At 55.5% G+C, this 24,505-nt stretch carries 22 protein-coding genes; 8 read left to right on the top strand and 14 right to left on the bottom strand.

Annotated elements, in window-relative coordinates:
* Positions 1 to 2 precede the first annotated feature (2 nt).
* From ACR0M2_RS11885 to ACR0M2_RS11860, 6 genes are read left to right on the top strand one after another with little or no spacing between them, the layout of a single operon-like run.
* Entirely contained in the window at positions 3 to 1,100 is a 1,098-nt protein-coding gene (locus ACR0M2_RS11885; protein WP_480705216.1) for an ABC transporter ATP-binding protein, read from the top strand.
* Positions 1,093 to 2,085, top strand: a complete 993-nt coding sequence (locus ACR0M2_RS11880) for an ABC transporter ATP-binding protein (protein ID WP_480705214.1) — start codon at positions 1,093 to 1,095, stop codon at positions 2,083 to 2,085. The genes ACR0M2_RS11885 and ACR0M2_RS11880 overlap by 8 nt, the downstream gene beginning before the upstream one ends.
* A gap of 11 nt (positions 2,086 to 2,096) precedes the next feature.
* Positions 2,097 to 3,719: a dihydroxyacetone kinase subunit DhaK gene (locus tag ACR0M2_RS11875; protein ID WP_480705212.1), complete on the top strand. Its 1,623-nt coding sequence runs from the start codon at positions 2,097 to 2,099 to the stop codon at positions 3,717 to 3,719.
* A gap of 7 nt (positions 3,720 to 3,726) precedes the next feature.
* Positions 3,727 to 4,785 (top strand): LacI family DNA-binding transcriptional regulator, encoded by a 1,059-nt coding sequence (locus ACR0M2_RS11870; RefSeq protein WP_480705211.1) that lies wholly within the window; start codon positions 3,727 to 3,729, stop codon positions 4,783 to 4,785.
* 27 nt (positions 4,786 to 4,812) lie between these two features.
* Complete coding sequence (locus tag ACR0M2_RS11865) at positions 4,813 to 5,868, top strand: sugar phosphate isomerase/epimerase family protein (protein WP_170553415.1); 1,056 nt, start codon at positions 4,813 to 4,815, stop codon at positions 5,866 to 5,868.
* Entirely contained in the window at positions 5,868 to 7,022 is a 1,155-nt protein-coding gene (locus ACR0M2_RS11860) for a Gfo/Idh/MocA family protein (RefSeq protein ID WP_480705316.1), read from the top strand. Before ACR0M2_RS11865 ends, ACR0M2_RS11860 begins: the two co-directional genes overlap by 1 nt.
* 497 nt (positions 7,023 to 7,519) lie before the next feature.
* Here ACR0M2_RS11860 and ACR0M2_RS11855 read toward each other — a convergent pair whose 3' ends face one another.
* The 13 genes from ACR0M2_RS11855 to ACR0M2_RS11795 all read right to left on the bottom strand — a co-directional run bounded on the left by ACR0M2_RS11855 (position 7,520) and on the right by ACR0M2_RS11795 (position 21,930).
* Entirely contained in the window at positions 7,520 to 7,741 is a 222-nt protein-coding gene (locus ACR0M2_RS11855) for a hypothetical protein (protein WP_170553409.1), read from the bottom strand.
* A 117-nt stretch (positions 7,742 to 7,858) separates the two neighbouring features.
* Positions 7,859 to 9,640 carry a thiamine pyrophosphate-binding protein gene (locus ACR0M2_RS11850; RefSeq protein WP_480705209.1) on the bottom strand — a complete coding sequence of 594 codons (1,782 nt, stop codon included), beginning with the start codon at positions 9,638 to 9,640 and terminating at the stop codon, positions 7,859 to 7,861.
* A complete protein-coding gene (locus tag ACR0M2_RS11845; RefSeq protein WP_480705207.1) occupies positions 9,640 to 11,049 on the bottom strand; it encodes an aldehyde dehydrogenase family protein in 1,410 nt (469 codons plus the stop codon). Before ACR0M2_RS11845 ends, ACR0M2_RS11850 begins: the two co-directional genes overlap by 1 nt.
* Entirely contained in the window at positions 11,030 to 11,944 is a 915-nt protein-coding gene (locus tag ACR0M2_RS11840) for a sugar phosphate isomerase/epimerase family protein (protein ID WP_480705205.1), read from the bottom strand. Before ACR0M2_RS11840 ends, ACR0M2_RS11845 begins: the two co-directional genes overlap by 20 nt.
* Positions 11,945 to 12,098: 154 nt before the next feature.
* A complete protein-coding gene (locus tag ACR0M2_RS11835; protein WP_480705203.1) occupies positions 12,099 to 13,289 on the bottom strand; it encodes a Gfo/Idh/MocA family protein in 1,191 nt (396 codons plus the stop codon).
* The gene (locus ACR0M2_RS11830; protein WP_480705201.1) at positions 13,282 to 13,956 is read right to left on the bottom strand and encodes a hypothetical protein; all 675 of its coding nucleotides are present in this window, start codon (positions 13,954 to 13,956) and stop codon (positions 13,282 to 13,284) included. Before ACR0M2_RS11830 ends, ACR0M2_RS11835 begins: the two co-directional genes overlap by 8 nt.
* A complete protein-coding gene (locus tag ACR0M2_RS11825) occupies positions 13,946 to 15,133 on the bottom strand; it encodes a Gfo/Idh/MocA family protein (RefSeq protein WP_480705199.1) in 1,188 nt (395 codons plus the stop codon). The genes ACR0M2_RS11830 and ACR0M2_RS11825 overlap by 11 nt, the downstream gene beginning before the upstream one ends.
* A complete protein-coding gene (locus tag ACR0M2_RS11820; protein ID WP_480571346.1) occupies positions 15,123 to 15,959 on the bottom strand; it encodes a citryl-CoA lyase in 837 nt (278 codons plus the stop codon). The genes ACR0M2_RS11825 and ACR0M2_RS11820 overlap by 11 nt, the downstream gene beginning before the upstream one ends.
* Positions 15,956 to 17,848, bottom strand: coding sequence for a bifunctional sugar phosphate isomerase/epimerase/4-hydroxyphenylpyruvate dioxygenase family protein (locus tag ACR0M2_RS11815; RefSeq protein WP_480571343.1), 1,893 nt, complete (start codon positions 17,846 to 17,848; stop codon positions 15,956 to 15,958). Before ACR0M2_RS11815 ends, ACR0M2_RS11820 begins: the two co-directional genes overlap by 4 nt.
* A complete protein-coding gene (locus ACR0M2_RS11810; protein ID WP_170473842.1) occupies positions 17,848 to 19,143 on the bottom strand; it encodes a TRAP transporter large permease in 1,296 nt (431 codons plus the stop codon). The genes ACR0M2_RS11815 and ACR0M2_RS11810 overlap by 1 nt, the downstream gene beginning before the upstream one ends.
* On the bottom strand, positions 19,140 to 19,715 hold the full coding sequence (locus ACR0M2_RS11805; RefSeq protein WP_170414485.1) for a TRAP transporter small permease: 576 nt from the start codon (positions 19,713 to 19,715) through the stop codon (positions 19,140 to 19,142). The genes ACR0M2_RS11810 and ACR0M2_RS11805 overlap by 4 nt, the downstream gene beginning before the upstream one ends.
* 30 nt (positions 19,716 to 19,745) lie before the next feature.
* Positions 19,746 to 20,756, bottom strand: a complete 1,011-nt coding sequence (dctP, locus tag ACR0M2_RS11800; RefSeq protein ID WP_480705197.1) for a TRAP transporter substrate-binding protein DctP — start codon at positions 20,754 to 20,756, stop codon at positions 19,746 to 19,748.
* An 88-nt stretch (positions 20,757 to 20,844) separates the two neighbouring features.
* A complete protein-coding gene (locus ACR0M2_RS11795) occupies positions 20,845 to 21,930 on the bottom strand; it encodes a Gfo/Idh/MocA family protein (RefSeq protein WP_480705196.1) in 1,086 nt (361 codons plus the stop codon).
* 213 nt (positions 21,931 to 22,143) lie between these two features.
* Here ACR0M2_RS11795 and ACR0M2_RS11790 point away from each other — a divergent pair, with 213 nt between their 5' ends.
* Positions 22,144 to 22,797 (top strand): GntR family transcriptional regulator, encoded by a 654-nt coding sequence (locus ACR0M2_RS11790; RefSeq protein WP_170378491.1) that lies wholly within the window; start codon positions 22,144 to 22,146, stop codon positions 22,795 to 22,797.
* 565 nt (positions 22,798 to 23,362) lie between these two features.
* On the opposite strand, the gene ACR0M2_RS11785 is transcribed toward ACR0M2_RS11790, so the two are convergent.
* Complete coding sequence (locus ACR0M2_RS11785) at positions 23,363 to 23,722, bottom strand: winged helix-turn-helix transcriptional regulator (RefSeq protein ID WP_170547363.1); 360 nt, start codon at positions 23,720 to 23,722, stop codon at positions 23,363 to 23,365.
* Between the two features lie 111 nt (positions 23,723 to 23,833).
* On the opposite strand from ACR0M2_RS11785, the gene ACR0M2_RS11780 reads away from it, so the two are divergent.
* On the top strand, positions 23,834 to 24,490 hold the full coding sequence (locus ACR0M2_RS11780; protein WP_480705194.1) for a nitroreductase family protein: 657 nt from the start codon (positions 23,834 to 23,836) through the stop codon (positions 24,488 to 24,490).
* The last annotated feature ends 15 nt before the right edge of the window (positions 24,491 to 24,505 follow it).

Raw genomic sequence — 24,505 nt, 5'->3', positions numbered from 1 at the left:
AAATGGCCCAGATCGTAGTCAAAAACGTAAAGAAGATGTTTGGCGATTTCACGGCTGTTCGCGAAAGCTCGTTCACGATCGAGGATGGTGAGTTTTTCATGCTGCTGGGGCCATCCGGCTGCGGAAAGACGACGACGCTGCGGATGATCGCAGGGTTGGAGCTTCCAACGTCGGGTGAAATCTATCTGGACGGTGAAGAAATCAGCCAGCGGCCGCCATCAGAACGGGACATTGCCTTCGTGTTCCAGATGTTCGCGCTGTATCCCCACATGAACGTGCGCAAGAATATCAGCTACCCCCTGATATCGCAGGGCATGCCGCGTGCTGCTATCAAAGCCAAAGTAGAGGAAGTCGCGGGAATTCTGGGGATCAACGACATACTCGATAGCCCAGTGGGGGGACTTTCAGGTGGCGATAGACAGCGCGTAGCGCTGGGTCGCGCGATTGTTCGGGAGCCCAAGGCGTTCATGATGGACGAACCCCTTGGTGCCTTGGATGCTGAGTTTCGGGAACACATGGCCGAAGAGTTGCGTGCGCTTCATGATCGCATGGGGGCGACCACTGTGTACGTCACGCATGATCAGCTGGAAGCCATGCAAATGGGCGACAAGATCGTGGTGATGAATAATGCTGTGATCGAGCAATTTGGCACACCTCAGGAAATCTACGACAAACCGGCGACGATGTTTGTGGCGGATTTTATCGGGTCTCCTTCAATGAACTTCCTGCCGTTTCAGGGAAAGGTCGAACCCGGCTCGGAAACGGTTCGACTGAACGGTCATGACGAAGCTGTACCGAGATTGATGGAAGGGGCGGAAGGTGACTTGGTTTTTGGCGTTCGCCCCGAACATGTTTTTCTGTCGGATGCGAGCGAATACAGGGCCAAGGTTCTGGCCGCAGAATACCTTGGAACCACCCAGATCGTAACATTGCAAAGTCCGAACGGAGAACTGAAAGCCCGCATTGATGCACGCGAGGTCGTCAGTCCCGGTGAGACAGTGGGATTGGAGTTCCGCTCCCCCGCAGTAACTTTGTTTGAAAAATCTACCGGGCGCGCGTTGAGGTCCGCTCTGAACGACGAGGTACTAAGCAATGGCTGAAGTTGTTTTGGAGAACATCTCGAAGTCATTCGGCAACGTCACAGCGGTGGATGATATCTCAATGACGATCCCCAACGGTGCCTTTGTGGTGTTGTTGGGTCCGACTGGCGCGGGAAAAACAACGACACTGAGATTGATTTCGGGGCTTGAGAAACTGGATTCAGGAACAGTGCGCATCGCCGGGCGTGACGTTGGAATAGACACTCCCGCTCAGCGCGATGTAGCAATGGTCTTCCAGCAATACTCGCTGTACCCGCATATGACAGTGCGGGAAAACCTGTCTTTCCCTCTGCGGTCGCCGATCCTGAAAACACCAGAGGATGAGATCACGAGGAAGGTAAACGAAGTCGCTGAGATCCTCCAGATCCCGCACAAACTGGACAACAAAGCCACTGAATTGTCTGGCGGTGAAATGCAGCGCGTTTCAATTGGACGGGCGCTTGTGCGCGACCCCCAGATATTTCTGATGGACGAACCGCTCAGCTCTCTAGACGCCAAGTTACGGGCGGATTTGCGGGTAGAACTGAAGAGAATTCAGGCAGATCTGGGATCGACTTTGCTGTACGTGACCCATGATCAGGTCGAAGCCATGACAATGGCGACACATATCGGGGTTTTGGAAAACGGCCGGTTGGTGCAGTACGGAACACCCCGGGACATTTATGAAAACCCGGGCAGTGTTTACGTAGCCAGCCGGTTGGGTCTGCCTCGGATCAACATCTTGCCGTCCGAGTTGTTCGGAGGCGATCACAAAGGCCCGCAGATTGGCCTGCGCCCGGAAAACATCATTGAAGGCGAAGGCAGTGAAGCGCGTGTGATACGCGCTGAACATCTTGGGGATCAAACGCGGTTGCACCTGGACTTAAACGGTCACCCGGTTGTGACCTTGATTGATGTCCATCAGGACTATCCATCTGGAAAATCTATAAAAATCCGCCCACACAACCCATTGTATTTTGACGCGTCCGGCGCGCGAGTGAATTAAGGAGCAAAAGCATGGCCCAGTTCCTCAACACAAAAGAAACCCTGGTGACAGAGGCCATTGATGGTCTTCTAGCCTCCTCCGGAGGGCAACTTACCCGATTGGACGGATACCCGCATATCAAGGTTGTCTACCGGTCGGATTGGGACAAGTCGAAAGTCGCCTTGGTTTCTGGTGGAGGGTCTGGCCACGAACCCGCCCATGCGGGCTTTGTTGGTGCTGGTATGCTTACGGCCGCGGTCTGCGGGGAAGTCTTTGCATCCCCATCAGTCGAAGCGGTTTTGGCGGGCATTCTTGCGGTCACGGGTGAAGCTGGGTGCCTGCTGATCGTTAAGAATTACACCGGTGACCGGCTGAACTTTGGACTAGCGGCTGAACGCGCCCGTGCATTGGGTCGCAAGGTAGAGATGGTCGTCGTTGATGATGACATCGCCCTGCCCGACCTTCCGCAACCACGTGGCGTGGCAGGTACGTTGTTCGTGCACAAAATAGCCGGAGCGCTTGCAGAAAGTGGTGCTGATCTGGACACCGTCACCGCCGCAGCAAGACGCACCATAGCCAAGGTCGTCAGCATCGGTATGAGCCTGGACACCTGTACCGTTCCGGGATCTCCGAAAGAAGACAGGATCGCCCCCGGGAAAGCAGAGCTTGGCTTGGGTATCCATGGCGAGCCCGGTGTACAGCAAGTCGAATTCTCAAATGCTGTATCGGCCATGTCCACAGTTGTGGAGAAGCTGAAACAACGGGTGGGGTCCGGGGATTGTGTGGCGTTGGTCAACAACCTGGGTTCTACAACGCCGTTGGAAATGGCTGTCCTCACGCATGCCTTGTCCGAAACTGGTATTGCCCATCACATCATGGGCCCGGCCCCAATGATGACATCGCTGGATATGCATGGGTTTTCTGTTTCCATTCTGCCGGTAGATCAGGACGATTTATCGGCGCTTAAAGCGCCTGTTGACCTGGCGGCTTGGCCCGGCGTCAATTCTATCGACCCGATAAAAGTCGCACCTCTGCCTGATGGGCTGACTCCTATCGATCCAATTCCTTCGAACAATCCCGCCACAAGGGAAACGATCACCCGGTTGTCTGAACTGCTCATCAACGCAGAGAAGAACCTGAACGAGCTGGACGCGAAATCCGGAGATGGCGATACAGGAAGCACATTGGCGACGGCCGCAAGAGCATTGCAAGGCAGCCTTGACCGCATGCCGCTTGCTGATCTGACGCAACTGTTTCCGGCATTAGGTAATGAGTTAAGCCAGACAATGGGTGGTTCTTCTGGCGTGATACTCGCAATTTTCTTCAACGCAGCTGGCGATGCCTGTGCGAGCGGGGCTTCGGTATCGAAGTCTCTGGTCGAAGGCCTGAATCGTGTCAGCCAGGTTGGGGGTGCCAAGGTCGGTGACAGGACAATGATTGACGCCCTGGCACCAGCACTTGCCGCGCTGCCATCTGGTTTGACGCATGCAGCCAAAGCTGCCCGCGAAGGCGCAAACAACACCGCAAATATTCGTCGTGCGAAGGCGGGCCGCGCGGCCTATGTTCCCGAAGAAAACCTAGTTGGACATAACGATCCCGGCGCTGAAGCTGTTGCTTTGTTGTTTGAAGGCTTAGCTCGGGAGATTGAGGGCTGAAGAACACGTGGAAGATCAAAAACAAAAACTAGAATTGGTGAAAAAGCCAACCGTTAATGACATCGCTCGCGTGGCGGGTGTCAGCCTGGCGACCGTTGATCGGGTTTTGAACAGGCGCCCCGGCGTGCGAGCAGTGACTGTACAGAAAGTACAGAAGGCGATTGATCAGCTGGGGTATGTGCGCGACACCGCCGCGGCCAACCTGGCGCGAAACCGCGTCTACAATTTCCTCTTTGTTTTACCAGACACGGACAACGAGTTTGTGGAGGCAATAAGCAGTCAGATCGCTGAACAAACACGTGACCAATTTATCCAACGGACGCGCATTGCAGTAAAGAACGTCGCTCCGTTCGAGCCGCAAGATATCGTCAACATTTTAGATGCTGTCGACAGTTTGGACGTTGACGGAGTCGCCGTTTTCGGGCCCGAAACGCCTTCTGTCCGCGACGCTGTAAAAAGGCTCAGGGACAAAGGCGTTCCGGTTGTTGCCTTGGTGTCTGACTTGCCAAGTTCTGAGCGAGACCACTTTGTCGGAATTGATAACGTTTCAGCAGGACGAACCGCCGCTCAGCTGATGGGAAGATTTGTCCATCGCGAAGGCAAGGTCTTGGTTCTTACAGGGTCCCGTTTGGCGCGTGACCACTTGGAGCGTCGTCAAGGCTTTGACCTTGTTGTGGCTGAGGAATTTCCGAACCTGGAAGTCGTAGCGTCTGTCGAGGGCCGGGATGACCCGGATCTGATTTACAGGATGATGCCCGAAATCTTTGAAATCTATCCGGATCTGGTCGGAATATACTCGTCAGCAGCGGGCAATGCGGGCCTGATTCAATTTCTTTCAGAGAACAAACTCAGCAAAGATCTGGTGATCATAGCTCATGAGCTTACTCCGCTCAGTCGTGAGGCGCTTAGGCTTGGCACATTTGACGCCTTAATCTCGCAAGATACCGGGCACATTGTTCGTTCTGCCGTCCGTTTATTGCGCGCAACTTCGGACAAGGTTCCGTTCAACAAAGCACAGGAACGTATCCGTATCGATATCTATCTGAAGGAAAATTTACCGCCATAGAGGCTCAGGTTTTGGGGAGGAAATTTTATGAAAACAATCAAAGGTCCAGCTTTGTTTCTTGCGCAATTCGCGGGGGACGAAGCGCCGTTCAATTCGTGGGACGCAATCACTAAATGGGCGGCTGACTGTGGATACAAGGGCGTTCAGGTTCCTAGTTGGGATGGCCGGTTGTTCGACCTGGAACAAGCTGCATCCAGCGCCAGTTATTGCGATGACTTCAAAGGCAAAGCCAAGGAAAATGGCGTCGAAGTCACTGAACTTTCAACCCACCTTCAGGGCCAACTTGTGGCCGTTCACCCGGCCTATGACAGCGCGTTTGATGGTTTTGCAGCCGAAAGCGTCAGAGGAAACCCGAAAGCCCGGCAAGAATGGGCAGTAGACCAAGTTAAAAAAGCGCTATCTGCTTCGAAAAACTTGGGTATTACAGCGCATGCGACATTCTCAGGCGCATTGGCATGGCCCTATGTCTATCCTTGGCCGCAGCGCCCTGCTGGCTTGATCGAAACGGCATTCGAGGAGCTTGCTCGTCGTTGGGTGCCAATACTGGATCACGCCGAGGAATGCGGCGTTGACGTCTGTTACGAAATTCACCCAGGTGAGGACCTCCACGACGGCGTGACGTACGAGATGTTTCTTGAACGGACAGGCAATCACCCACGCGCTTGCATGTTGTACGACCCGTCGCACTACGTGCTGCAATGCCTCGACTATCTGGACAATATCGACATCTACAAAGATCGGATCCGGATGTTCCATGTCAAAGATGCCGAGTTTAACCCGACCGGCCGGCAGGGTGTTTATTCCGGGTATCAAAGCTGGGTCGATCGTGCCGGGCGCTTCCGGTCGCTTGGTGATGGCCAGGTGGATTTCGGGGCGGTCTTTTCAAAAATGGCGGCGAATGGCTTTGATGGTTGGGCAGTTGTCGAATGGGAATGCTGCCTCAAACACCCCGAGGATGGAGCGCGTGAAGGCGCTAAGTTTGTGTCAGATCACATTATCCGTGTGACCGAGAAAGCCTTTGATGATTTCGCTGATGGTGGCGCAGACGAAGCAGCCAATCGTAAAATGCTGGGGATTGAATGATGGTCACAGGACGCAATGAAGAAACCTCAGGCCGCATTCGACTTGGCATGGTTGGCGGCGGGAACGACGCCTTCATAGGTGGCGTTCATCGAATAGCGGCGCGACTGGACGACAAGTTTGAATTGGTTGCCGGTGCTTTGTCTTCGACGCCAGAGAAATCTCTTGAAAGTGGTCGGGCGTTGGGGCTCGAACGGGTCTATGAAGACTTCAAACAAATGGCGATAAGGGAAGCCCGACTGAAATCCGGGATTGAGGCGGTCTCAATTGTCACGCCAAATCACGTCCACTATGCATCCGCGCGCGAGTTCCTGAAACGCGGTATTCACGTAATTTGTGACAAGCCACTCACCTCGACCCTTGCCGATGCAAAAAAGCTGGTCAAAGCAGCGGAAAGCGCGAATGCCCTATTCATACTGACACATAACTATACGGGCTATCCAATGGTCCGGCAGGCACGTGAAATGGTTGCTAACGGAGAAATTGGCAAGATCCGCGTGGTTCAGGTTGAATACCCCCAGGACTGGCTGACCGAGCAGCAGGATTTCAAACAGGCTGAGTGGCGAACCGATCCCGAACGCTCGGGCGCGGGTGGATCAACCGGTGACATCGGGACTCATGCTTACAACCTCGCTTGCTTTGTAACCGGGCTGAAGGCGGAAAGCTTGGCGGCGGACTTGCAGGCCTTTGTGCCGGGGCGCAAAGTCGATGACAACGCGCACGTGTTGCTTCGATTCGAAGGTGGAGCGCGCGGTATGCTGTGGTCGTCTCAGGTGGCCCCCGGCAATGAAAACGCACTTCGTTTACGCGTCTATGGCGAAAAAGGTGGGTTTGAGTGGTCTCAGGAAGATCCCAATTATCTTTGGTTTACGCCATACAACGAACCCAAGCGTTTGATCACCCGAAATGGTGCTGGTGCTGGTGACGCAGCCAATCGGTTGAGTAGAATCCCTCCGGGACATCCAGAGGGATATCTTGAGGGGTTTGCGAATATCTATGGAGAGGCCGCAGAGGCAATCCAAGCCTTCCGAAATGGGATTTCACCTGACGGGTCGGTTGTTTATCCAACGGTTCATGACGGACTCAATGGTGTTAAATTTGTGGCCGCATGCGTGCAAAGCTCTTCAAGGAATGCGGCTTGGGTCAGCTTAACTTAAAATCTGATTGTGGGCATAAGGCAGAAATCTTGGAAGGCAGCACGGCTATCTGCCAAAAACCGAAGCGCACCCAACCTCCAGAGGAACACTCCGGAACAACAAACCGCGAACGTCTCTGAATGGCAGCTATGTGGCCCTATTGTTTTTTGCAGTTTGGCAGAATTATACAATCGCTAATGGCGGCGGGCCTTCTTCCCCTCACTTTCCCTTCGTGGACCAGCGGGATTTAGACAAGTCAAACGCCCCTGGCCGTCAGGGTGAGGGCGCCGCCCTCCCCTTCAGGCGACCCTTTTAGACAGGGCCGAGTCCTCGGCTGTGCATGCGGGCCGCACCACTCCTGCCGAATAGCGTTGCCTCGCCCCTTCCCGCGTTCGCCACGTGGCAGATTAGCACGAACAGCCAGCTTCGCTGTCGACCTGCAAATCAGCTCTGATTTTCCGATATGGAAGTCAGATCAAACCAAAATGTCTGCGGGAGTATGAAATCGGGACGGCGTGTTAGTTGATGGCGCATAGGTCAAATTCAACTGATGTCCAACGTTGGGGGGTGCCTTCTGATGTCGAACGTTCACCTAGTTTCTGGTCCAACTGTGACGGTTGGGTCAGGTTCGTGTGACGTTCAACAGGAATGTCAGGCGACACATAGTTTTGCCATTCGGCGACATCTAAGTCTTTAATTTTTAATTTCCCTAAAAAAGCACGACGCACGAGTCTTGCCATTTGCGACTCAAAGGTTTTCCATCAAGCTAAAACCATCGCACAGCGGCAATTGCCCTTCTGTTTAACCGATACAGGCAAAAGCCGTATGCATAGGCGGATCGCACACTCTAAATTGCTTTAGGTTGCAACGTGCGAAACATCCCTGTCTGGCGAATAGATGTCGAGGATGTTCCAATGTCCGGTCGTTGGTGTCGGGTTGTTGATCATTGGCACATCGAGCACGGTTGGCTTGCCACTGGCGATTGCCGTTTCCAGTGCGGGCAACAGTTCGTCGGCAGCGCTGAGTCTGTGCCCTTCCGCGCCGTAGGCTCGCGCAATGTCGGCATAGCCCGGTCCGTTTGCGGGTGCGGCGGCTGATCCGGGGAAAGTGGTTCCATAGGTCAGACCGTAATGCGCTTTTTGAAGGCCGGCGATAGTTCCGAAAGCGTTGTTGTTCATCACCAGCCAGATGATGCCCAGATCAAGTTCAACGGCCGTTGCCAGCATTGACGGGTTCTGACCGAAACCACCATCGCCAACCAGGCTGATCACCACACGATCAGGTGCCGCCAGTTTCGCGCCGATCGCACCCGGAGGGCCAAAACCCATCGTGGCAAAACCACCCGGGGTCAGGATTGAGCCAGGGGTCAGGATATCGAACTGTTGTCCGACACCGTTTTTGTTCCACCCAACGTCCGTCGTGATGATGGCATCTTCAGGCAGCGCTTTTCGGGTATCTGCAAGAATGCGCTCGGGCATCATCGGAAACGCAGATGAAGTTGCCATTTCCACATTGCGCGTTTTGAAGTTTGTTCGGAAGCCAGCGATCTTTTTTTCCAACGCGGGGCGTCTGAAACCCTCTGGATACATCTCGCAGGCCACCCGAATAAGCACACGAAGCGCGGCCTTGGCGTCCGCGATTACGCCGATCTCGGTCGGATAGTTCCGCCCGATCTCCTGCGGTTCGATGTCGATATGAATAACCTTGGAGCCGGGAATGTTGAACGTGTAGCCGGGATACCAACTGGAGCAATCAGCTTCCTTGAAACGGGTCCCAACGGCAAAAATGTAGTCGGCATTCAGGCAGGTCTGATTAACCAGCTCGGTGCCCCAAAAACCAGTCATGCCCAGCACAAGCGGATGGTCGTCCCGCAACGCACCTTTACCCATCAGGGAATGCGCGACTGGCAGGCCCATATGTTCAACGAATTCGCGCAACTCTTCGCTGGCTTGCGCCAGCAGGATACCTCCGCCGACATAGGCGACCGGGTTTTCGGCCTGTGCCAGAGCCTCAATGATTTCACGCGCGGTTTCATCGTCTATAGACGGTTTCTTGAGCGCGCGGGTGTTGTCGCGGATACGATCAAAGCTGTCCGATGGGATCACCTCTGAAAAAATGTCCATGGGCACATTGACCAGAACCGGTCCGGGTTGGCCGCTTTCTGCCAGATGGAATGCCTTTTCCAAAATCTCGGCCATCAGGTCTGCCCGATCTACTCGCCATGCACGTTTAACAAACGGGCGGTAGATCTCCCACTGGGCCGCATCCGCGTGCAGGTTCACTTCCTGATGCGGATGCTTGCCGTAGTAATGCGTGGGAATGTCGCCTGCGATCACAACCATCGGGACACAGTCCAGTGCGGCGTTGGCGACCCCGGTGGCGCAATTGGTCAGCCCCGGGGAGAGATGGGACAACACCACCGAGGCCTTGCCCGTCACGCGGGCATATGCGTCCGCCGCGTGGCTGGCGATTTGTTCATGACGCACCGTTACAAAGTCAATTGGGCTTTCCGCCAATGCAGCTAAAATCGCGATATTGGTATGGCCGCATAGGCCGAACACATGCTTCACCTCACGGCGTTCAAGGAAGTCGACAATGTGTTCAGCTACGGTTTTTCCGTCCAGTTTCGCTCCGTCCATCACGCGACCTCCTGCCCGAAGAACTCACCGAACAGGTCCGGCTCCGAGGGGCGATCCTCGGGGATAGGACGGCTGACCCAGGTGTAGTTCATCATGTGTTTCATGGTGACGTTTTCATTGGTGATGTTGCCGCCCCAGATGCCGCAACCCAGGCTGCTGGTCATGGGCATCCCGTTGGTCCAGGCACCTGCGTTGGCCTTGGATTGTGGCTGTCGCACCATCATGCGGCTGACCGGAGCCAGACGCGCCAACCGGTCAATGTGATCGTCATTGTGGCTGTAAATGCCGCAGGAATGGCCCTTGCCCCCGGTGTTGTAAATCTGGCTGACCGTTTCCAGCGCGTCATCAAATGTGTCGAAGTGATATAGCGCCATCAGCGTGGTCAGTTTTTCCCTGGAGAACTTGTGCTGCGGGCCGATTTGCCCCTGATTTTCAACCATCAGGAATTTGCGATCTTCGGGGATCGAGAAACCGGCGACCTTGGCCGTTTGCTGAGGCGGACAGGCGATAGTCGGGAAGGTACGGTTGCCCTTCTCATCCCACATGGCCGCTTCTAGCATTGCCTTCTCTTCGTCCGAACACAGGTAACCGCCTTCGGCTTGAAGTGCCTTGACCATATCGTCGTAAACCGAGCGCTGGATGATGATATTGCCGTCGGCCGAACAGCCTGACCCAAAGTCGGAGGTCTTGGAAATACGAGTGTTTTGAGCGGCGACATCCAGATCGGCTGTCTCATCGATGACGATGGAAGAATTGCCCGCGCCGACGCCATAAGCCGGACGTCCCGAGCTGTAGGCTGCTTTGACCATGGGCTTGCCACCCGTCGCCAGCGTCAGGTCACAAATCTCCATCAGATGTTGCGTTAATGGGATCGACGGTTTGCGAATGGATTGAAACAAGTCCTCGGGGGCACCGGCAGCACGACAAGCTGCGCGCATGACCTCGACCATTTCAAAGGTGGTATGGGCGGTTCGCGGATGTGGACTGAAGATGACCGCATTCCGGGCGTTGGCGGCGGAAACGCCGGTCACCGGTGGTGTCATCGCTGGGTTAGTCATGGGGATCAGTGACGCGATCACACCGGCAGGTTTGGCATATTTCACCAGCCCCTTTTCTTCGTCGACTTCGACGATCCCCGTCGAAGGCGTACGCAAGACATCACGTAGTACCATGTGAATCTTGAAACGCTTCGCAGGACGCCCTTCGCGATCTCCGATACCGCTTTCGTCCACCCCTTGCTGGGCCAGACGCGTGAAAGTTTTCTCGTTCCCCGCATACCACGCGATGGCCTGAGACAGGCGGTTCAGCCTGTCCTGATCCCAATCCTCGATTTCGGCCATGGCAGCGCGGGCGCGCGCCAGCATATCGGCCGCCATGTTGCGGTCGTTCTCAGTGAGCTCTTTGCCCATGATGATCCTCTTGGTGTTTTGGAATTGCTGCATCGGTCATACGACGCTGAGATCGCGCCGCGCCGAATGTCCGCTTGGCGTGGCTGAGACAGCGACGCGCGTGTTCTTCATATCCCAACTCGGCAACGCGGCTTTGGTTGGGCAGTTCAATGGAATAGTCGACGGGCGGCATCCGTTCGATGATGCCGATGAAATCGATCCAGCCTTCGCCGGGGTACAACCTTGCATCACGGGCCAGTTGGATCATGCCCTCACGCGTATCAGCGATGCCAGGCAGGCAATCTGAGATATGCAGGAAGTGAAACAGGTCCGAGGGGACGTGCAACAGCTCTCCAAGATCCACTCGGCTGAGGTGCAGATAAAGCGTATCGACCAGAATACCACCATTCGGCTGATCTGCGGCACGGACGATGTCCAGAGTCTCATCCAGAGTGCGCAAGCGAGAGAAGCTTGGGAACTCCAGATCCACCGTCAGCCCATAGGGCACGGCCAGTTCGCAGGTCTCTGAATAGACGTCGATCAGAAAATCACGATCATCACGGGTATTGGTCCACGCGCTCATGATCATGCGCTTGGCACCCAGTTCTCCGCCGATCTCCAGAGAAGGCTCAAAGCTGCGCGGGTCGACATCTTCAGTGATGCGCGCAAGCTCGACATCAAGGACCTTCAAGCCGGTGGTAGAGAGAGCAGTTTTGGTGGCCTGGACCTGTGTCTTGTCGATTGGAGATTGAGTGAATTCACCGGGCACATGCATCGGAATGAACCGAGGACTGACAGCATCGTAACCGGCCCGCGCGGCGATATAGACCAACTCGGGCGGCGTGCAGCCGATCAGCGTCAGATGCGCCAAGGAATAGAGAGAGGGGCTTGCGCCAGCCTCTTCGGGTTTCACCATGAACGACAGCTCCAAGCGTCTGCGAATCTTATTTTCATCACACGTAATAAAAAATATCTGATATTATTTAAAATATCAACTTTTAATACTGAGCAGGAAATGAAAACGCCCGGGCAATGGCCCGGGCGTGTTTAACCTTCGTTTTGGCAAAGCTTTAGATAGTGACCCAGTCGCCTTTGGACTGGTGAGAGCGCACAGAGGCATCAATGAATCGAACACCGTCTGCGCCTTGTTCGACACTGGGGTAGGCAACCCAATCCGCCGGAACAGCAGCGCCATCCCGGCGCGCGGCTACGGCCATGGCAAATTCCGTATAGAGATTAGCCCAGGCTTCGATAATCCCTTCGGGGAAGCCGCGCGCGGTACGGATCAGACGTTCCGCGCCGGGGCCAATGCCATGCCCGTGACCTCGGCTGATGATACGATCCGGCTCGCCAAAACGATTGAACTTCAGCTGCTCCGAATTCTCCAAATCCCACTCGAGACCCCCTTCGCTCCCGAACATCCGCAGGCGCAAACCGCCTCGATTTCCGGGGGCAAGGCGTGTCGCCATCAGGGTTCCCGGAACCTCGTTTTGATAGCGGGTGAACATGAATGCTGTGTCTTCTAAAGGCTTTGGCGCGCCGCAAACATGGAACTCGGCCCGCAGATCGGTCATGGGAAGGCCCGAGACAAAACTGGCGAGATGCGCGGCATGGGTGCCGATATCGCCGACACAACTGGTCGGGCCAGAAATCTTTGGGTCCAGCCGCCATTTGACATGAGGCGCATCAGCCACATCTTCGGGCGTCATCCAGTCTTGCATGAACTCGACATGGATTTGGTTGATCTTGCCGATGCCGCCCTCGGCCACGATTTGTTTGGCCTGACGGATGACCGGAAAACACGACATCGCATAACCGACGGCAAAAACCTGCCCTGTGCGCGCGGTAATCTCCTCAAGCCCCTCGGCTTCAGCGACTTCGTTGGTCAGGGGCTTGTCACACAGCACATCAATGCCTGCTTCTAGAAACGCTTTGGCCGCATCGAAATGAACGTGGTTCGGGGTGGTGATCATGACGGCATCTACGCCGTCCGGGCGCGCCGCCTCGGCCTGTGCCATCTCTTCGAACGACGCATAACACCTGTCTGCTGGCAGATACCACTCGGCCCCCCGCGCCTTGCTGCGATCGGCGTCGGAACTGAGCGCACCTGCGACGACCTCCCACCGGTCGGTCATTCGCGCGGCCGTTGCTTGCGTGACAGAGATACGTCCACCACCGACAACGCCCAGCCGCAGACGGCGTGACAATCGGGGGAAAGAACCGTCAAAGTTCAGGTTTTCAGGTAGAAGCTTCTCAGCCATTCTGAACCTCCATTCCGGGAACCCACACGCCTTCGGGCAGCATTTCAACCGCCATGAAAATGCTGGGGGTAATCGTCTCGTATTGATGCCAGGGATAGTTGCCCTCGGCGTCATACATTGGCTTGTGCGTCGCGCCCGGGGCCATGAATTCTTCGAGATAGAGCGTCTCAACGTCCCGCTCACGACATTGCTGCATTTTACCGAAGCCAACAATTTGCGTGTGCACTTCGCGGAACCCCGGCACCGGACAGAACGGATGTTCCTTGTGCAAACCGACATTCAGCGGAACCGAGCCCGAGTGGTACATGGTCAGTCCAACGTTACCCACGAAGACCTTTGGCGACATGTAGTGGCTGACACCGCGCAGACGCTCCTCTTGGCGGACGTCAAAAGCAGAGGGCCATGTCTCTTTCACCTGTGCGAACAACGCGTCGTCATCGGCATGGGTGTCGAAACCGTGGACAGTGACTGCGCGTTGTACGTTTTGGATGGAGCTGTTTTGCACGATCACCGATGAAAGTGGCGCAACGGTCTGATTCTCGACCGTGATGCCCCTCCCCCCAAGGTTCAGAACAATGGCGCGACCCTCGACGGATATTCTACCTTCATCGATGATGTGCTGGACGCGAAAGAATGGCTGGGCAAAGTCGAGTGTCTCAATCGGCATGCGCCAACTCCTTCCTCTCATCGTTCAGGAAATCGACCGGCAGAGGTTCCGGTGCTGCGCAACGGCTTTCTATTGTCTGGTAAGCACCAAATTTCGGCGCCCGTTCAATCGCGTCCATGACTTCAAACACATGGTAGGCAAGCGCTCCACTCGCGCGCGGTTGGCGTCCTTCTTGTGCCGCAAGGGCCAGGTCCAGAAGGCCGAGCCCGCGACTGTCTTCATTGAACCCGTGTTTGTTTTGGACCACCTGCCAGTCCTCGCGACCAGTTGGACGGGGCTGATGAGACCAGCGCGAAGTGTCCCGTGTCTTCAACCAGACATCCCCCTGAAAAATGTTGGCTCCATGAACCGGATCAGGGTCCGGGATGCTGATGGTTCCGTTTTCACCATAGATTTCGAACCGTGGGGTTTCGCTGTCCCAAATGTCGAAGCTCATGGTCATCGACCCTATAGCTCCGGATGAGAACTGCATCAGGCTCAGGGAGTGCGTGTCGACCTCGACATCCATCCATTCGCCGTTGCGCGGGCCGTTTTCGATCATACGCTGCTCAAAGGTCCGCCGTGCCATTCCAGCGACCCCATCAATTGGTCCAAGACAGCAGATCATCGCGGTCAGGTAGTATGGGCCAAGGTCCAGCAAGGGCCCGCCACCGGCCTGGTAGTAGAAATCCGGGTTGGGATGGTGGCGCTCCGTCCCGTGGGTCCCGACATGGGCAAAAACCCCTGTCGGTTTGCCAATAGCACCCTCGTCGATCAAGCGCCGAACGGTCTGCCAGCGACCGCCCAGAAACGTGTCGGGTGCGCAGCCGACCAGTAACCCCTTTTCAGAGGCCATGTGCAGGATCGCCTTACCATCCGTTCGATTCATAACCAGTGGCTTCTCGGAATAGACGTGTTTGCCCGCCTCTAACGCGCGTAAACTGATTTCCGCATGCGCCGCCGGAATTGTCAGGTTCAAAACGCAGTCAATCGTCGGATCGGCGAACACTTCATCTGGCGTGCAGGCCTTGGCAATGCCGTATTGATCCGCCTTGGCGCGGCTTTCCGAAGGATCGAGGCTTGCGCAGGCCACGACCTCGACGTTTGAGAATTTGGATAGTGTTTTTAGATAGATATCGCTGATACGACCACAGCCGATAAGGCCGACCCGGAAGGATTTCGATGTCTCACGTGTCATCATTCCTGTCTTCGTAGAGGGGTAAGTAGTTCGGGGGCATTGGCCCTTTGTTGCGCCCGCCCTGGCCCATCTGCTCCCAGGCGTGGGCGAGAATTCCGACCGAGCGGGACAGGCAGAACAACCCGCGCGACAAGGGCGCGGGAAAGCCAAGCTCGCAGAAGATGACAGCTGTTGCGCCATCGATGTTCATTGCAATGGGCCGACCTCCGCGTTGGCGACCAAGTTCGGCCTGAACCTCTTCTCCGATATCGGCAAAGCGACCAGAAACGGTGCCATCACTCGCGGCGTCGCGAACCAGTTGCATCAACCGTGGCGCGCGCGGATCAACAGGCTTGTGAAACCTGTGACCAAAGCCCGAGACGATCTTGCCGTAAGTTTCGCGCCAGTTGTTCAGACCGTCCTTCACAGCGTCGTTCAGCGATGCGCCAGCATCCAGCCGGGCCGCAATATCATAGTATAGCTCGGCACATTGCTCCCCTGCCCCACCGTGTACGTCGCCCAGCATGTTCACCGCAGTTGCCATCGCATTGTTCAGCCCGACCCCACAGGTGGCAGCCATGCGCGCCGCCGCGATCGATGGGGCCTGCGGACCGTGATCCACGCCTGCGACCAGCGCAGCCTCAAACAAACGCGCCTGAGCATCGCTGGGCAGATCGCCCCGTACCATCAGCCAGATCATCTGCGGGAAGGTTACATTCCCGATCAGGTCTTCGATGGGATTTCCACGAAACGCGATCTGTCCGGGTTTCATGTCGATTATGGACGTGCGCCACCAATGGCGAACTGCGCGCTCGTCGCTTGTGATTTTGTCTTCCGAGTCGGTCATTGGAGTTGCGTTTCTTTCGCGGGGTATTGTTTCGTTTGTGCAGCAAGGCGAATTGGGGCATTCCGTGCACCATACCCTGCATAGCCGGCGCGGCGTTCAACGATTTCAAAAAACAGTCCGTTGAAGATCGGGCGGCTGTAGATCTGAAAATACTCGGCACCCGCTGCCCGGTCGTAGAGAATGTTACCCCGGCGCAGTTGGGCGACTAAATCGTCATCCAACCCGAAAGCCGCCTGCAGATCGACATAGTAGTTTTCCGGGATCGTCAGGCTGGGAAAGCCGGACTTGCGCAGCTGATCCGACGTTTCGAAAATGTCGTCCGACTGGAACGCAATGTGCTGAACTCCGGCCCCAAACCCATCTTCAAGGAACGAAGCCGCCAGTGTTCGGCGCCCAACGGCCCCGTTCAGGTTCAGGCGCACTTCACCTTCGGGGCTTTCGATAGCCTGGCTTTGCACGACACCGGACGGGTCGGCGACGTTTACAATCGGCGATTTCGCCATCTCAAACGTCGAGATGTAATAGAGCAACCAGCTTTGCATCTCATCATGGCGCATCGTCTGTGCCAGATGGTCGATACGGCGCAGACCGGCGGGCTGGGTTGCTTTTGTTTTGGCGACTGGCTCGAATTCGATGTCCCAGACACGGTGCAGATCGGATTTCTCATCGATGAAATGGACAACATTACCACCGACACCTCGGATTGCGGGAATATCCAGCTCGCCGGTGCCCACCGGCTGCGAGAAATTTGGCGCGCCCAGCGCTGTCGCGCGCTGAACGGTCTGATCCGCGTCCTTGACGCGCAACCCCATGTCGCAGACCGAGGGGCCGTGGCCCAGAAATGCCGAATGCGCGAAACCTTCCTTTTCGGTATTCACGACGATGTTTATGGCACCCTGCCGCCACAGCTCGACAGACTTGCTGACATGCTTTCGTTCCATGCGAAAACACATGGCCGAGAGCATATCGGCCAGCTGCGCGCCGCTTGTTTCGTCGGCTGTAAATTCGACGAATTCGAAGCCCGACGCATAAACGCGCTCGGGCAGGTCCGGGATGCCGAAATCGGCTCCCGGCTCGGTCCGCGACACCTCGTCCAAAAGGTTGACCAGCGATCTGAAGCTGTCACGTGCCAGTGTTTGACCACCGGGTTGCGGCGCTGCCTCGTTGACGCGCGCAATGGACCACGGCCCCTTGTATCCCGCGCGGGACAGTACGCGCACGAAACCCGCTAGGTTCAGCGACCCAAGCCCTGGCAAGAGCCCGAAATGCCGCTTGAGCCTGCGGATATCCATTTCAAGCCGGGGGGCATCGGACAGTTGCACATGGAACAGGCGCTCTCCGGGAATGTCCCGAAGGCGGGCGGGCTTGGACCCGTCGGCCAGCGAGAAGAAGGAGTTCAAGGCCAACCCGAAATGTGGACTGTCAATCGCCTCGACAATGCGCAGCGCCTGCGCGTCCGAGTGGATGAGGTCGGACCAGGGCAAGCCCATATAGGCCAGGCGTGCCCCCATCGCCTTTGCAATCTCGGTCGCTTCCCCGAGGTCCGTGATCACCTGATCTTCGGTGGCGTCGGCGTCCACCTCAAAAGCAGAGCCAATGAGCAGCAGTTCTGTGCCCAACTCGCCCATCAGGTCGAGTTTGCGCTTCAGCCGGTCAAAAGCGCGCTGTTTACCGCCGCCAGATTGACCTTCGAGATTATGGAACGGCTGCAGCAGGCAGATTTTCAACCCGAGGTCTGAGGCAATGTTCTGGACCTGTGTTGGTGACCCGTCAAAGGCGGTCAAATCCGGTTCATGCAGTTCAACCCCGTCAAATCCGGCCCCGGCGATGGCATGCAGTTTCTCTGCCAAATCACCGGGGATGGATGTTGTCGAAACCGACAGGCACATTACCCCTGGTACCCAAACATGCGCGGCAACCACAGGACCAGATCGGGCATCAGCATCATGATTATCAAGGCAAAGATAAGCACCGCCAGGAAAGCCCAGATTTCCGAGATGATTTCACGTAGCGGGATGTCCGTCACGGCGTTGATCACAAAGAGCAAAATGCCATAGGGCGGTGTGATCAGACCGATCATCGAGTTTACGACGACCAGTACTCCGAAATGCACCAGATCAATCCCAAGCGCTTCGCATGTGGGGATGAACAGGGGCACGATCACCAGGATGATCGTCGTCGCATCCAAGACGCAACCCAGCGCGAGGATCAACAGGTTGACGAGGATCAGGAAAACAATCGGGCTGACATCTGAACCCTCCAGCAGGGCCGAGATCGACTGTGGAATCTGCTCCTGAATAACAATGAAGTTCAGGATGAACGCGCCACCGATGACAACCCCAACGGCTGCGGACGAACGGGCACTGTCAACGAAGACCTGATAGAGGCCACGGAACGAAAGCGCGCGATAGAAGAACGCTGCCAGCAACAGGGCATAGAATGCGGCAACAGCGGCGGCCTCTGTCGGCGTGGTAACGCCCCCGTAGATGCCATAGAGCAGGATTGCGGGCATCAGCAGCGCCGGAAATGCGTTGGCGGTTTTTGCCGGCAATTCGCGCAGTGGGATCGGTTCTTCCAATGCAAAGTTCCGCTTGCCGGCCAGATAGTAGTTCATCGCCATGAGGACGACGCCCATGATCAGGCCCGGCAAAATACCGGCAAGGAACAGCGACCCGATTGAGGCCTTGGAAACGAGCGCATACAAGACCATCGGGATCGAGGGCGGAATGATCGGACCGATGGTGGCCGACGCCGCAGTGATTGCGGCTGCGTAGCCTCGGCTATAGCGACCATCTTTGGTCATCATCTCGATGATGATCTTGCCGATCCCCGCAGCGTCGGCAACGGCAGAACCGGACATGCCGGAAAAGATCAGCGAGGCCACAACGTTGACGTGCCCGAGGCCGCCTTTGAAGCGCCCGACAGCAGCAACGCAGAAGTTCAGCAGTCGATCGGTGATCGACCCCGCATTCATGATATTGGCGGCGACGATGAACAAAGGCACGGCAAGCAGGATCGTGCTTTTGTAGAAGCCTTGCAGGATTTTTTCACCCGCCAACGCAACGTCAAGACCAGCGACACCCAGATACATCAGTGACGCCAAAAGGATAGAATAGCCGATAGGGGTCCCGATGCCTGCCAGAACAAAAAGGGTTAGCAGGCAGGAAAGAAGTTCAAAACTCATTTGCTTGCGTCCTCGTCGTCTTCCACATCAACGCGGGGGTGTTCGTCGACCACGTTGTATCCCACGACCATTTCAAGTTCGGTTTTTGGCGGGCCGTTGCGCATGATGTCAAAGAACAGCCATGCATACCGCGCAGCAACGACCAGCATGAACACGGCATAGATCGAAAACACGGTGCGCAGCGGTATCTTCTCACCCGAAAAGGGATTGCGTACCGTCGCGGTCTTGCGGATTTTCATCCAGTCGATGTAATCCCACGTCGGCAGGAAACTGTAGAGCATCCCGACCACGATTGCCGCGGCCGCCAGCATCGCAAATACCTGACGCACGCGTCGGGGCACAGACAAATAGATGATGTCGAATTTCACGTGATCCCGCTCACGCACGATGAAAGCACAGCTGAAAAAGATCACCCAGACCCAAAGGATGCCAATCAGTTCAAGCGTCCACCCGGCAGGGGTGAAGAAATAGCGCAAAAGAATTTGCAGAAGGAAGATCAGGAAGATTGCCGCCAGCATCCCGCCGGCAATCGCTTCGGTCAATCGGGAGAACCCCTTGATGAATTTTTTCATTGTGGTTCTCCCTCCCTTGTCCAAGTGGCCTTAGTTGCCCAGAGCGTTGATCTGCTCGAGAACGCCATCCGGCCATGACCCGGCAAATTCGCTTTCCAGATACATGGTCTGTACCTGATCACGGAACGCTGCGAGATCGGGTTCGTAGACCTCAATGCCCTGCTCCTTGAGGAAGCTGACGAGGTCCTCTTCCTTCTGCAGCTGTTTCTGGCGCCCCGATTCAGCCGCAGCATCTGCCGCTTCCTGAACTTTTGCCTGTTGTTCCGGGGTCAAACCGTCCCAAACCTCTTTGCCGATGGCGATATAGTTCAGGTCGACCAGATGCGATGTCAGGACGATCTGATTGGTCACTTCGTAAAACTTGGCATCAACCACAGTCGGCAATGGGTTGTCCTGGCCGTCAACGGCACCGGTCGACAGCGCGGTATAAACCTCGGAGAAGGCCATTGGTGTCGGTGCGGCACCCAGCGCTTTGCCAAGGAACTGCCACGCATCGGTGCCCGGCATCCGCAGGTTCACGCCGTCCAGATCGGCCGGAGTTGTGACCGTCAACTCATCCTTGGGCTGACGCAGGTTCACCTGACGACGGCCCAGATACATGACCGACAGCAGTTTAACGCCCAGTTCTTCTTCGGCCTTCTGCTTAAAGGCATCCATCAAGGGATCGTTGAAGACAGCCACCTGATGCGCGGCGTCCTGGTGGACATAGCCTGCGGTAAAGATCGAAAACTCGGGGAAGAACTGGGCCAGTTCCTGCGCCGAGGTGATCGACATTTCCAGGTTACCGCGACTGATAGCATCCAACTCAGTGCCTTGCGCGAAGATCGTGCCGTTATAGCTGGGCTCATAACTTGCGAAATCGGCGACCATGGGCGCGAAAACCTCGGCCATGGCAACCGAACGCTGGTCGGTCTCCGATCCTGATGTTGCGAGGCGAAGTTGCACTTTGTCTTCCGCCAGCGCACCACTTGTTGCGCTAAACAGAACACCGGTTGCAACCAGGGCTGACACAGCAGCCCGGCGGGTAAGTTTGGTAATCACTTTGCTCCTCCCTGAGACATCATGATGCATTTTTCCGATTCTGAGTTTTGACCTATTTTGGACTTTTTGCAAGATTTTTTGCAAAATATCAGATATTTTTCATTACCTGCAATTTCTGTTGTTGCATTTCCTGAAGGTTTCTTATCCTGACAGTCTCGCCAGTCCTGCAGGAATTCTGAATGGCTTCAATGACTTGAAGTGTTCTGAAGCCTTCCCAGCCGGACACAATCGGATCTGCTTCGTGCCGAGCAACGTCAACAAAGTGCCCGAGTTGATTGACCAGTGGGTCAGAGGAACCCTTCTTCAGCGCGGTTGACGAAATTGGAATCCACCAATCCCTTTCCTCACCCTGGTAGGTCCATAGTCTTAGATCGGGGACAGACAACGACCCATGAGAGCCACCGATCATGTAGCTACTCTCAGTGGTCGACGGATAGATTGGATATTCCTGAGACGTCATCTCCCAGCTCCACGGAGCAACAATGCTGTCGGATACGCTAATGGTCCCAATCGCTCCGCTTTCAAACGTCAATAGCGCTCCGGCGACATCTTCGTTGTCATAGCCGCGTTGCGAGGTAGCCGACTGCGCCTGTACGGTCACGACCTCTCCGGCCAGGTACCGCAGAAGATCGACATCATGGACAAGATTGACCGAGATGGGCCCCGCACCGGGTTTCTTACGCCAGGGTGCGGCGTCAAAATATTCATCGGGCTTGTAAAACCAGCAATTCGCATGGACAGCGCGCACATCTCCAATCTTCCCGTCGACAATGGCTTCCTTCGCTGACTTGATCAGAGGATTGTGCCGACGATGATGTCCGACCATCAGTGGCACATTGGCCTTCTCCGCTTCTTGGACAAGCTCCAGTGCAGCGGAGGCTTCCACGGCGATCGGTTTTTCGACGAGTACGGGACAACCATGCCGAACACATGTGAGCCCTTGTTCAACATGAAGCGTCGTGGGCGTCGCGAGCACAGCTCCGTCCGGCGTCTGAGCTGCAAACATATCCTCGAGGGTCTCGTAACACGCAACGCCATGCTCCGCAGCGTAGGTGCGCCCTTCGTCACTGGGATCAACAACCGCAACAAGATCGACATGACGCAACGCGCGGATCGCGTCTGCGTGGCGGCGTCCAACAAGGCCAATGCCGACAATGGCAATGCGAAAGTTCATTGACACTTTGCTTCCTTCCAGAGGGTTCGGAAACTCCGAAACCAATGTTTATGACTGAGCTGCTTTGCCCAACTTGAACTCGACCGTATTGGGGTTTTTGCGATTCCACAATAATGTATGATATTTTTATTTCTACCATACATCACATTGGATTGCTGATAACTCTGTAAAGTGGTATTTGAAGGAGGAATCTAAAAATATCGGGTGAAACGCATGGCGAAACAGCCGTCTACGATAGGTGCAAGCACCTATCAGCGCATAAAGCGAGATATTATCTTTGGAGAATTGCAGCCTGGCTCCAAACTGAAACTGGACGCCTTAAAAGACCGGTATTCGGCAAGCCTTTCGACACTTCGTGAAACCCTGAACAGGCTTGCCAGCGACGGTTTTGTCGAAGCTCCCGAACAAAGAGGCTTCCTGGTTACGCCGGTCTCTCGCGAAGACCTGACCGAGATATCAGAACTGCGTGTCCTGTTGGAATGCCACGCGTTGGAGTTGTCCATTGCGAATGGCGACACGGACTGGGAAGGCAACCTCGTTGCCGCGCACCACAAACTGCACCTGATGGAACAGCAGCTTCTCAAGGGCGACGAGTCCGAGAAAGAAACCTGGAAACGATATGATTGGGAGTTTCACCAAGCGATGATCGCGGCCTGCAACTCCAAGAACCTTCTGTCTCTGCACTCGATCATCTACGACAAGTATTTGCGGTATCAGATGCTCGTGCTGACCTATCGCGGCGAAGAGGCAGTCAAGGAGCATAAGGGCATGTTCGATGCCGCATTGGCCAGAGACGCGGGCACCGCTAAGAAGCTGTTGGTAGATCACATCCGAAACGGTCTTTCACATACGCTGGAGGCTATGTAGTTCGCTGTTGTTGCCGCCTATCTCCATCACCTGAATCAGCGGCACGGGACCTGAAAGGCAAGTTTAATTACTGTGCTTACCAGACGAATTCCGTAAGTTTATGATTCAACATCCGAACCCGCTTCATCAGGCAGCCGTTTAAACAAGGATGAGAACGCCAAGCTTCCGCAACCAAGGGTTGTTTTCACCACCATAACAAACCGCGAACATCCTTAAAGCGGTTTTATGTGAAGCGATCTCTGGTTGAGTGCTCAGCCCCCCAAGCGGACCTAACGAACCACTACTTCAATCGCCGGATTGCAGTCATTGATCCTGTTTGCAGAGAAAGTCAGCGAAGAGCCCAAGGCAGTCATAGTGATTTTGTGCTGTGCGCACACGCAGCGCGAAAATCGCTGCGCCTGCGTGGTTCTCGGCGCTGCTAGGCAGCGGAAAAACCTGCCATTCGTTCGGGGCGCGGTGAGCTACTTAGAGGGCGAAGATAAAGTAGCGGACAAAGGGGCAATTCGCTGCGGGAGCATCAATGTCTCCTATCAAAAAACAGTGGTTCTCGGGAAATTGTCTGGCTTCAGTCAGACTTGTCATACGCTTCCCGTGCGGCATCAATCTCGCTCAAGTGTTCCAATGCCCAATAGCCTAAGGCGCTGACTGGCTCGCGAAACGACTGCCCCATCTGAGTCAGATTATATTCGACCTTGGGCGGGATCGTTGGATATTGGGTCCGGTTCACAAGCCCATCCCGTTCCAACTCCTTCAGCGTCAAGCTCAGCATACGCTGCGAAATGCCTAGGTTTCGCTTTATCTCGTTGAAGCGCATGGTCCCGTATTGAGCCAGCGAGATGACCACCAGAACGCTCCAACGGTCGCCCACTCGTGACAGGACCTCGTTGATACGCTTGCAATCGGGGCATTGTTTGTCGTCCAGCATGGCAGTTCCCAATTTGTAACTAAGGGTCAAAAATGTGCCTTCTTGCGGCAAATATCAGTTCTCATTAGTTAGTCAGTAACAAAAATATACTGATCATCTCGGGCTCTGACAATGGGATCAACAACCGTGACCGCAAAAACACTGAACGACCACCTGACCTGGCGCTACGCCACCAAGAAAATGGAAGCTGGCAAACCCGTTCCACAAGACAAGGTCGATGCCATCGTCGAAGCTGTTCGCATGGCGCCGACGTCAAGCGGCACGCAACCCTTTGAGCTGATTGTGGTCACAAACTCCGATATTCGGGCAAAGATCGCCGAAGCGGCGTCAGGTCAGGCACAGATCACAGATGGGTCGCACCTCTTGGTGTTTGCCGCTTGGGACAATTACACTGAAGACCGTATTGATACAGTCAAGCAATTGAATGTGGCGGCCCGAGGCGACCTGCCTCTGATCCATGGCTACTACGACAATCTGAAAGCCAACTATTTGCCGCGCGAGGCCGAGGTGAACTATGCCCATGCAGCGCGTCAGGCTTATATCGCATTGGGCATTGCCCTCATTGCAGCCGCAGAACAAGAGGTCGACAGCACGCCGATGGAAGGGTTTGACCCCGATACTGTTGACGATATTCTTGGTCTTAGGGAACGTGGTCTTCGTTCCGTCGTTTTGATGCCATTGGGTTATCGCGAAGAGGCCAGCGATTGGCTGCTGCCGATGCCAAAGGTCCGCAAGTCGCGCGATGCAATCGTGACAGAAATCAAATGAGCGCGGACGGAATCA

It is taken from the genome of Ruegeria sp. BE10 (assembly GCF_056538905.1).
This window is presented reverse-complemented; position numbering and strand designations above follow the sequence as displayed.

Excerpts from the sequence above, each read along its gene's own strand:
- ACR0M2_RS11885 (WP_480705216.1), top strand. The coding sequence starts at position 3 with ATGGCCCAGATCGTAGTCAAAAACGTAAAGAAGATGTTTGGCGATTTC.
- ACR0M2_RS11880 (WP_480705214.1), top strand. The coding sequence starts at position 1,093 with ATGGCTGAAGTTGTTTTGGAGAACATCTCGAAGTCATTCGGCAACGTC.
- ACR0M2_RS11875 (WP_480705212.1), top strand. The coding sequence starts at position 2,097 with ATGGCCCAGTTCCTCAACACAAAAGAAACCCTGGTGACAGAGGCCATT.
- ACR0M2_RS11865 (WP_170553415.1), top strand. The coding sequence starts at position 4,813 with ATGAAAACAATCAAAGGTCCAGCTTTGTTTCTTGCGCAATTCGCGGGG.
- ACR0M2_RS11860 (WP_480705316.1), top strand. The coding sequence starts at position 5,868 with ATGGTCACAGGACGCAATGAAGAAACCTCAGGCCGCATTCGACTTGGC.
- ACR0M2_RS11855 (WP_170553409.1), bottom strand. The coding sequence starts at position 7,741 with ATGGCAAGACTCGTGCGTCGTGCTTTTTTAGGGAAATTAAAAATTAAA.
- ACR0M2_RS11850 (WP_480705209.1), bottom strand. The coding sequence starts at position 9,640 with ATGGACGGAGCGAAACTGGACGGAAAAACCGTAGCTGAACACATTGTC.
- ACR0M2_RS11845 (WP_480705207.1), bottom strand. The coding sequence starts at position 11,049 with ATGGGCAAAGAGCTCACTGAGAACGACCGCAACATGGCGGCCGATATG.
- ACR0M2_RS11840 (WP_480705205.1), bottom strand. The coding sequence starts at position 11,944 with ATGGTGAAACCCGAAGAGGCTGGCGCAAGCCCCTCTCTCTATTCCTTG.
- ACR0M2_RS11835 (WP_480705203.1), bottom strand. The coding sequence starts at position 13,289 with ATGGCTGAGAAGCTTCTACCTGAAAACCTGAACTTTGACGGTTCTTTC.
- ACR0M2_RS11830 (WP_480705201.1), bottom strand. The coding sequence starts at position 13,956 with ATGCCGATTGAGACACTCGACTTTGCCCAGCCATTCTTTCGCGTCCAG.
- ACR0M2_RS11825 (WP_480705199.1), bottom strand. The coding sequence starts at position 15,133 with ATGACACGTGAGACATCGAAATCCTTCCGGGTCGGCCTTATCGGCTGT.
- ACR0M2_RS11820 (WP_480571346.1), bottom strand. The coding sequence starts at position 15,959 with ATGACCGACTCGGAAGACAAAATCACAAGCGACGAGCGCGCAGTTCGC.
- ACR0M2_RS11815 (WP_480571343.1), bottom strand. The coding sequence starts at position 17,848 with ATGTGCCTGTCGGTTTCGACAACATCCATCCCCGGTGATTTGGCAGAG.
- ACR0M2_RS11810 (WP_170473842.1), bottom strand. The coding sequence starts at position 19,143 with ATGAGTTTTGAACTTCTTTCCTGCCTGCTAACCCTTTTTGTTCTGGCA.
- ACR0M2_RS11805 (WP_170414485.1), bottom strand. The coding sequence starts at position 19,715 with ATGAAAAAATTCATCAAGGGGTTCTCCCGATTGACCGAAGCGATTGCC.
- ACR0M2_RS11795 (WP_480705196.1), bottom strand. The coding sequence starts at position 21,930 with ATGAACTTTCGCATTGCCATTGTCGGCATTGGCCTTGTTGGACGCCGC.
- ACR0M2_RS11790 (WP_170378491.1), top strand. The coding sequence starts at position 22,144 with ATGGCGAAACAGCCGTCTACGATAGGTGCAAGCACCTATCAGCGCATA.
- ACR0M2_RS11785 (WP_170547363.1), bottom strand. The coding sequence starts at position 23,722 with ATGCTGGACGACAAACAATGCCCCGATTGCAAGCGTATCAACGAGGTC.
- ACR0M2_RS11780 (WP_480705194.1), top strand. The coding sequence starts at position 23,834 with ATGGGATCAACAACCGTGACCGCAAAAACACTGAACGACCACCTGACC.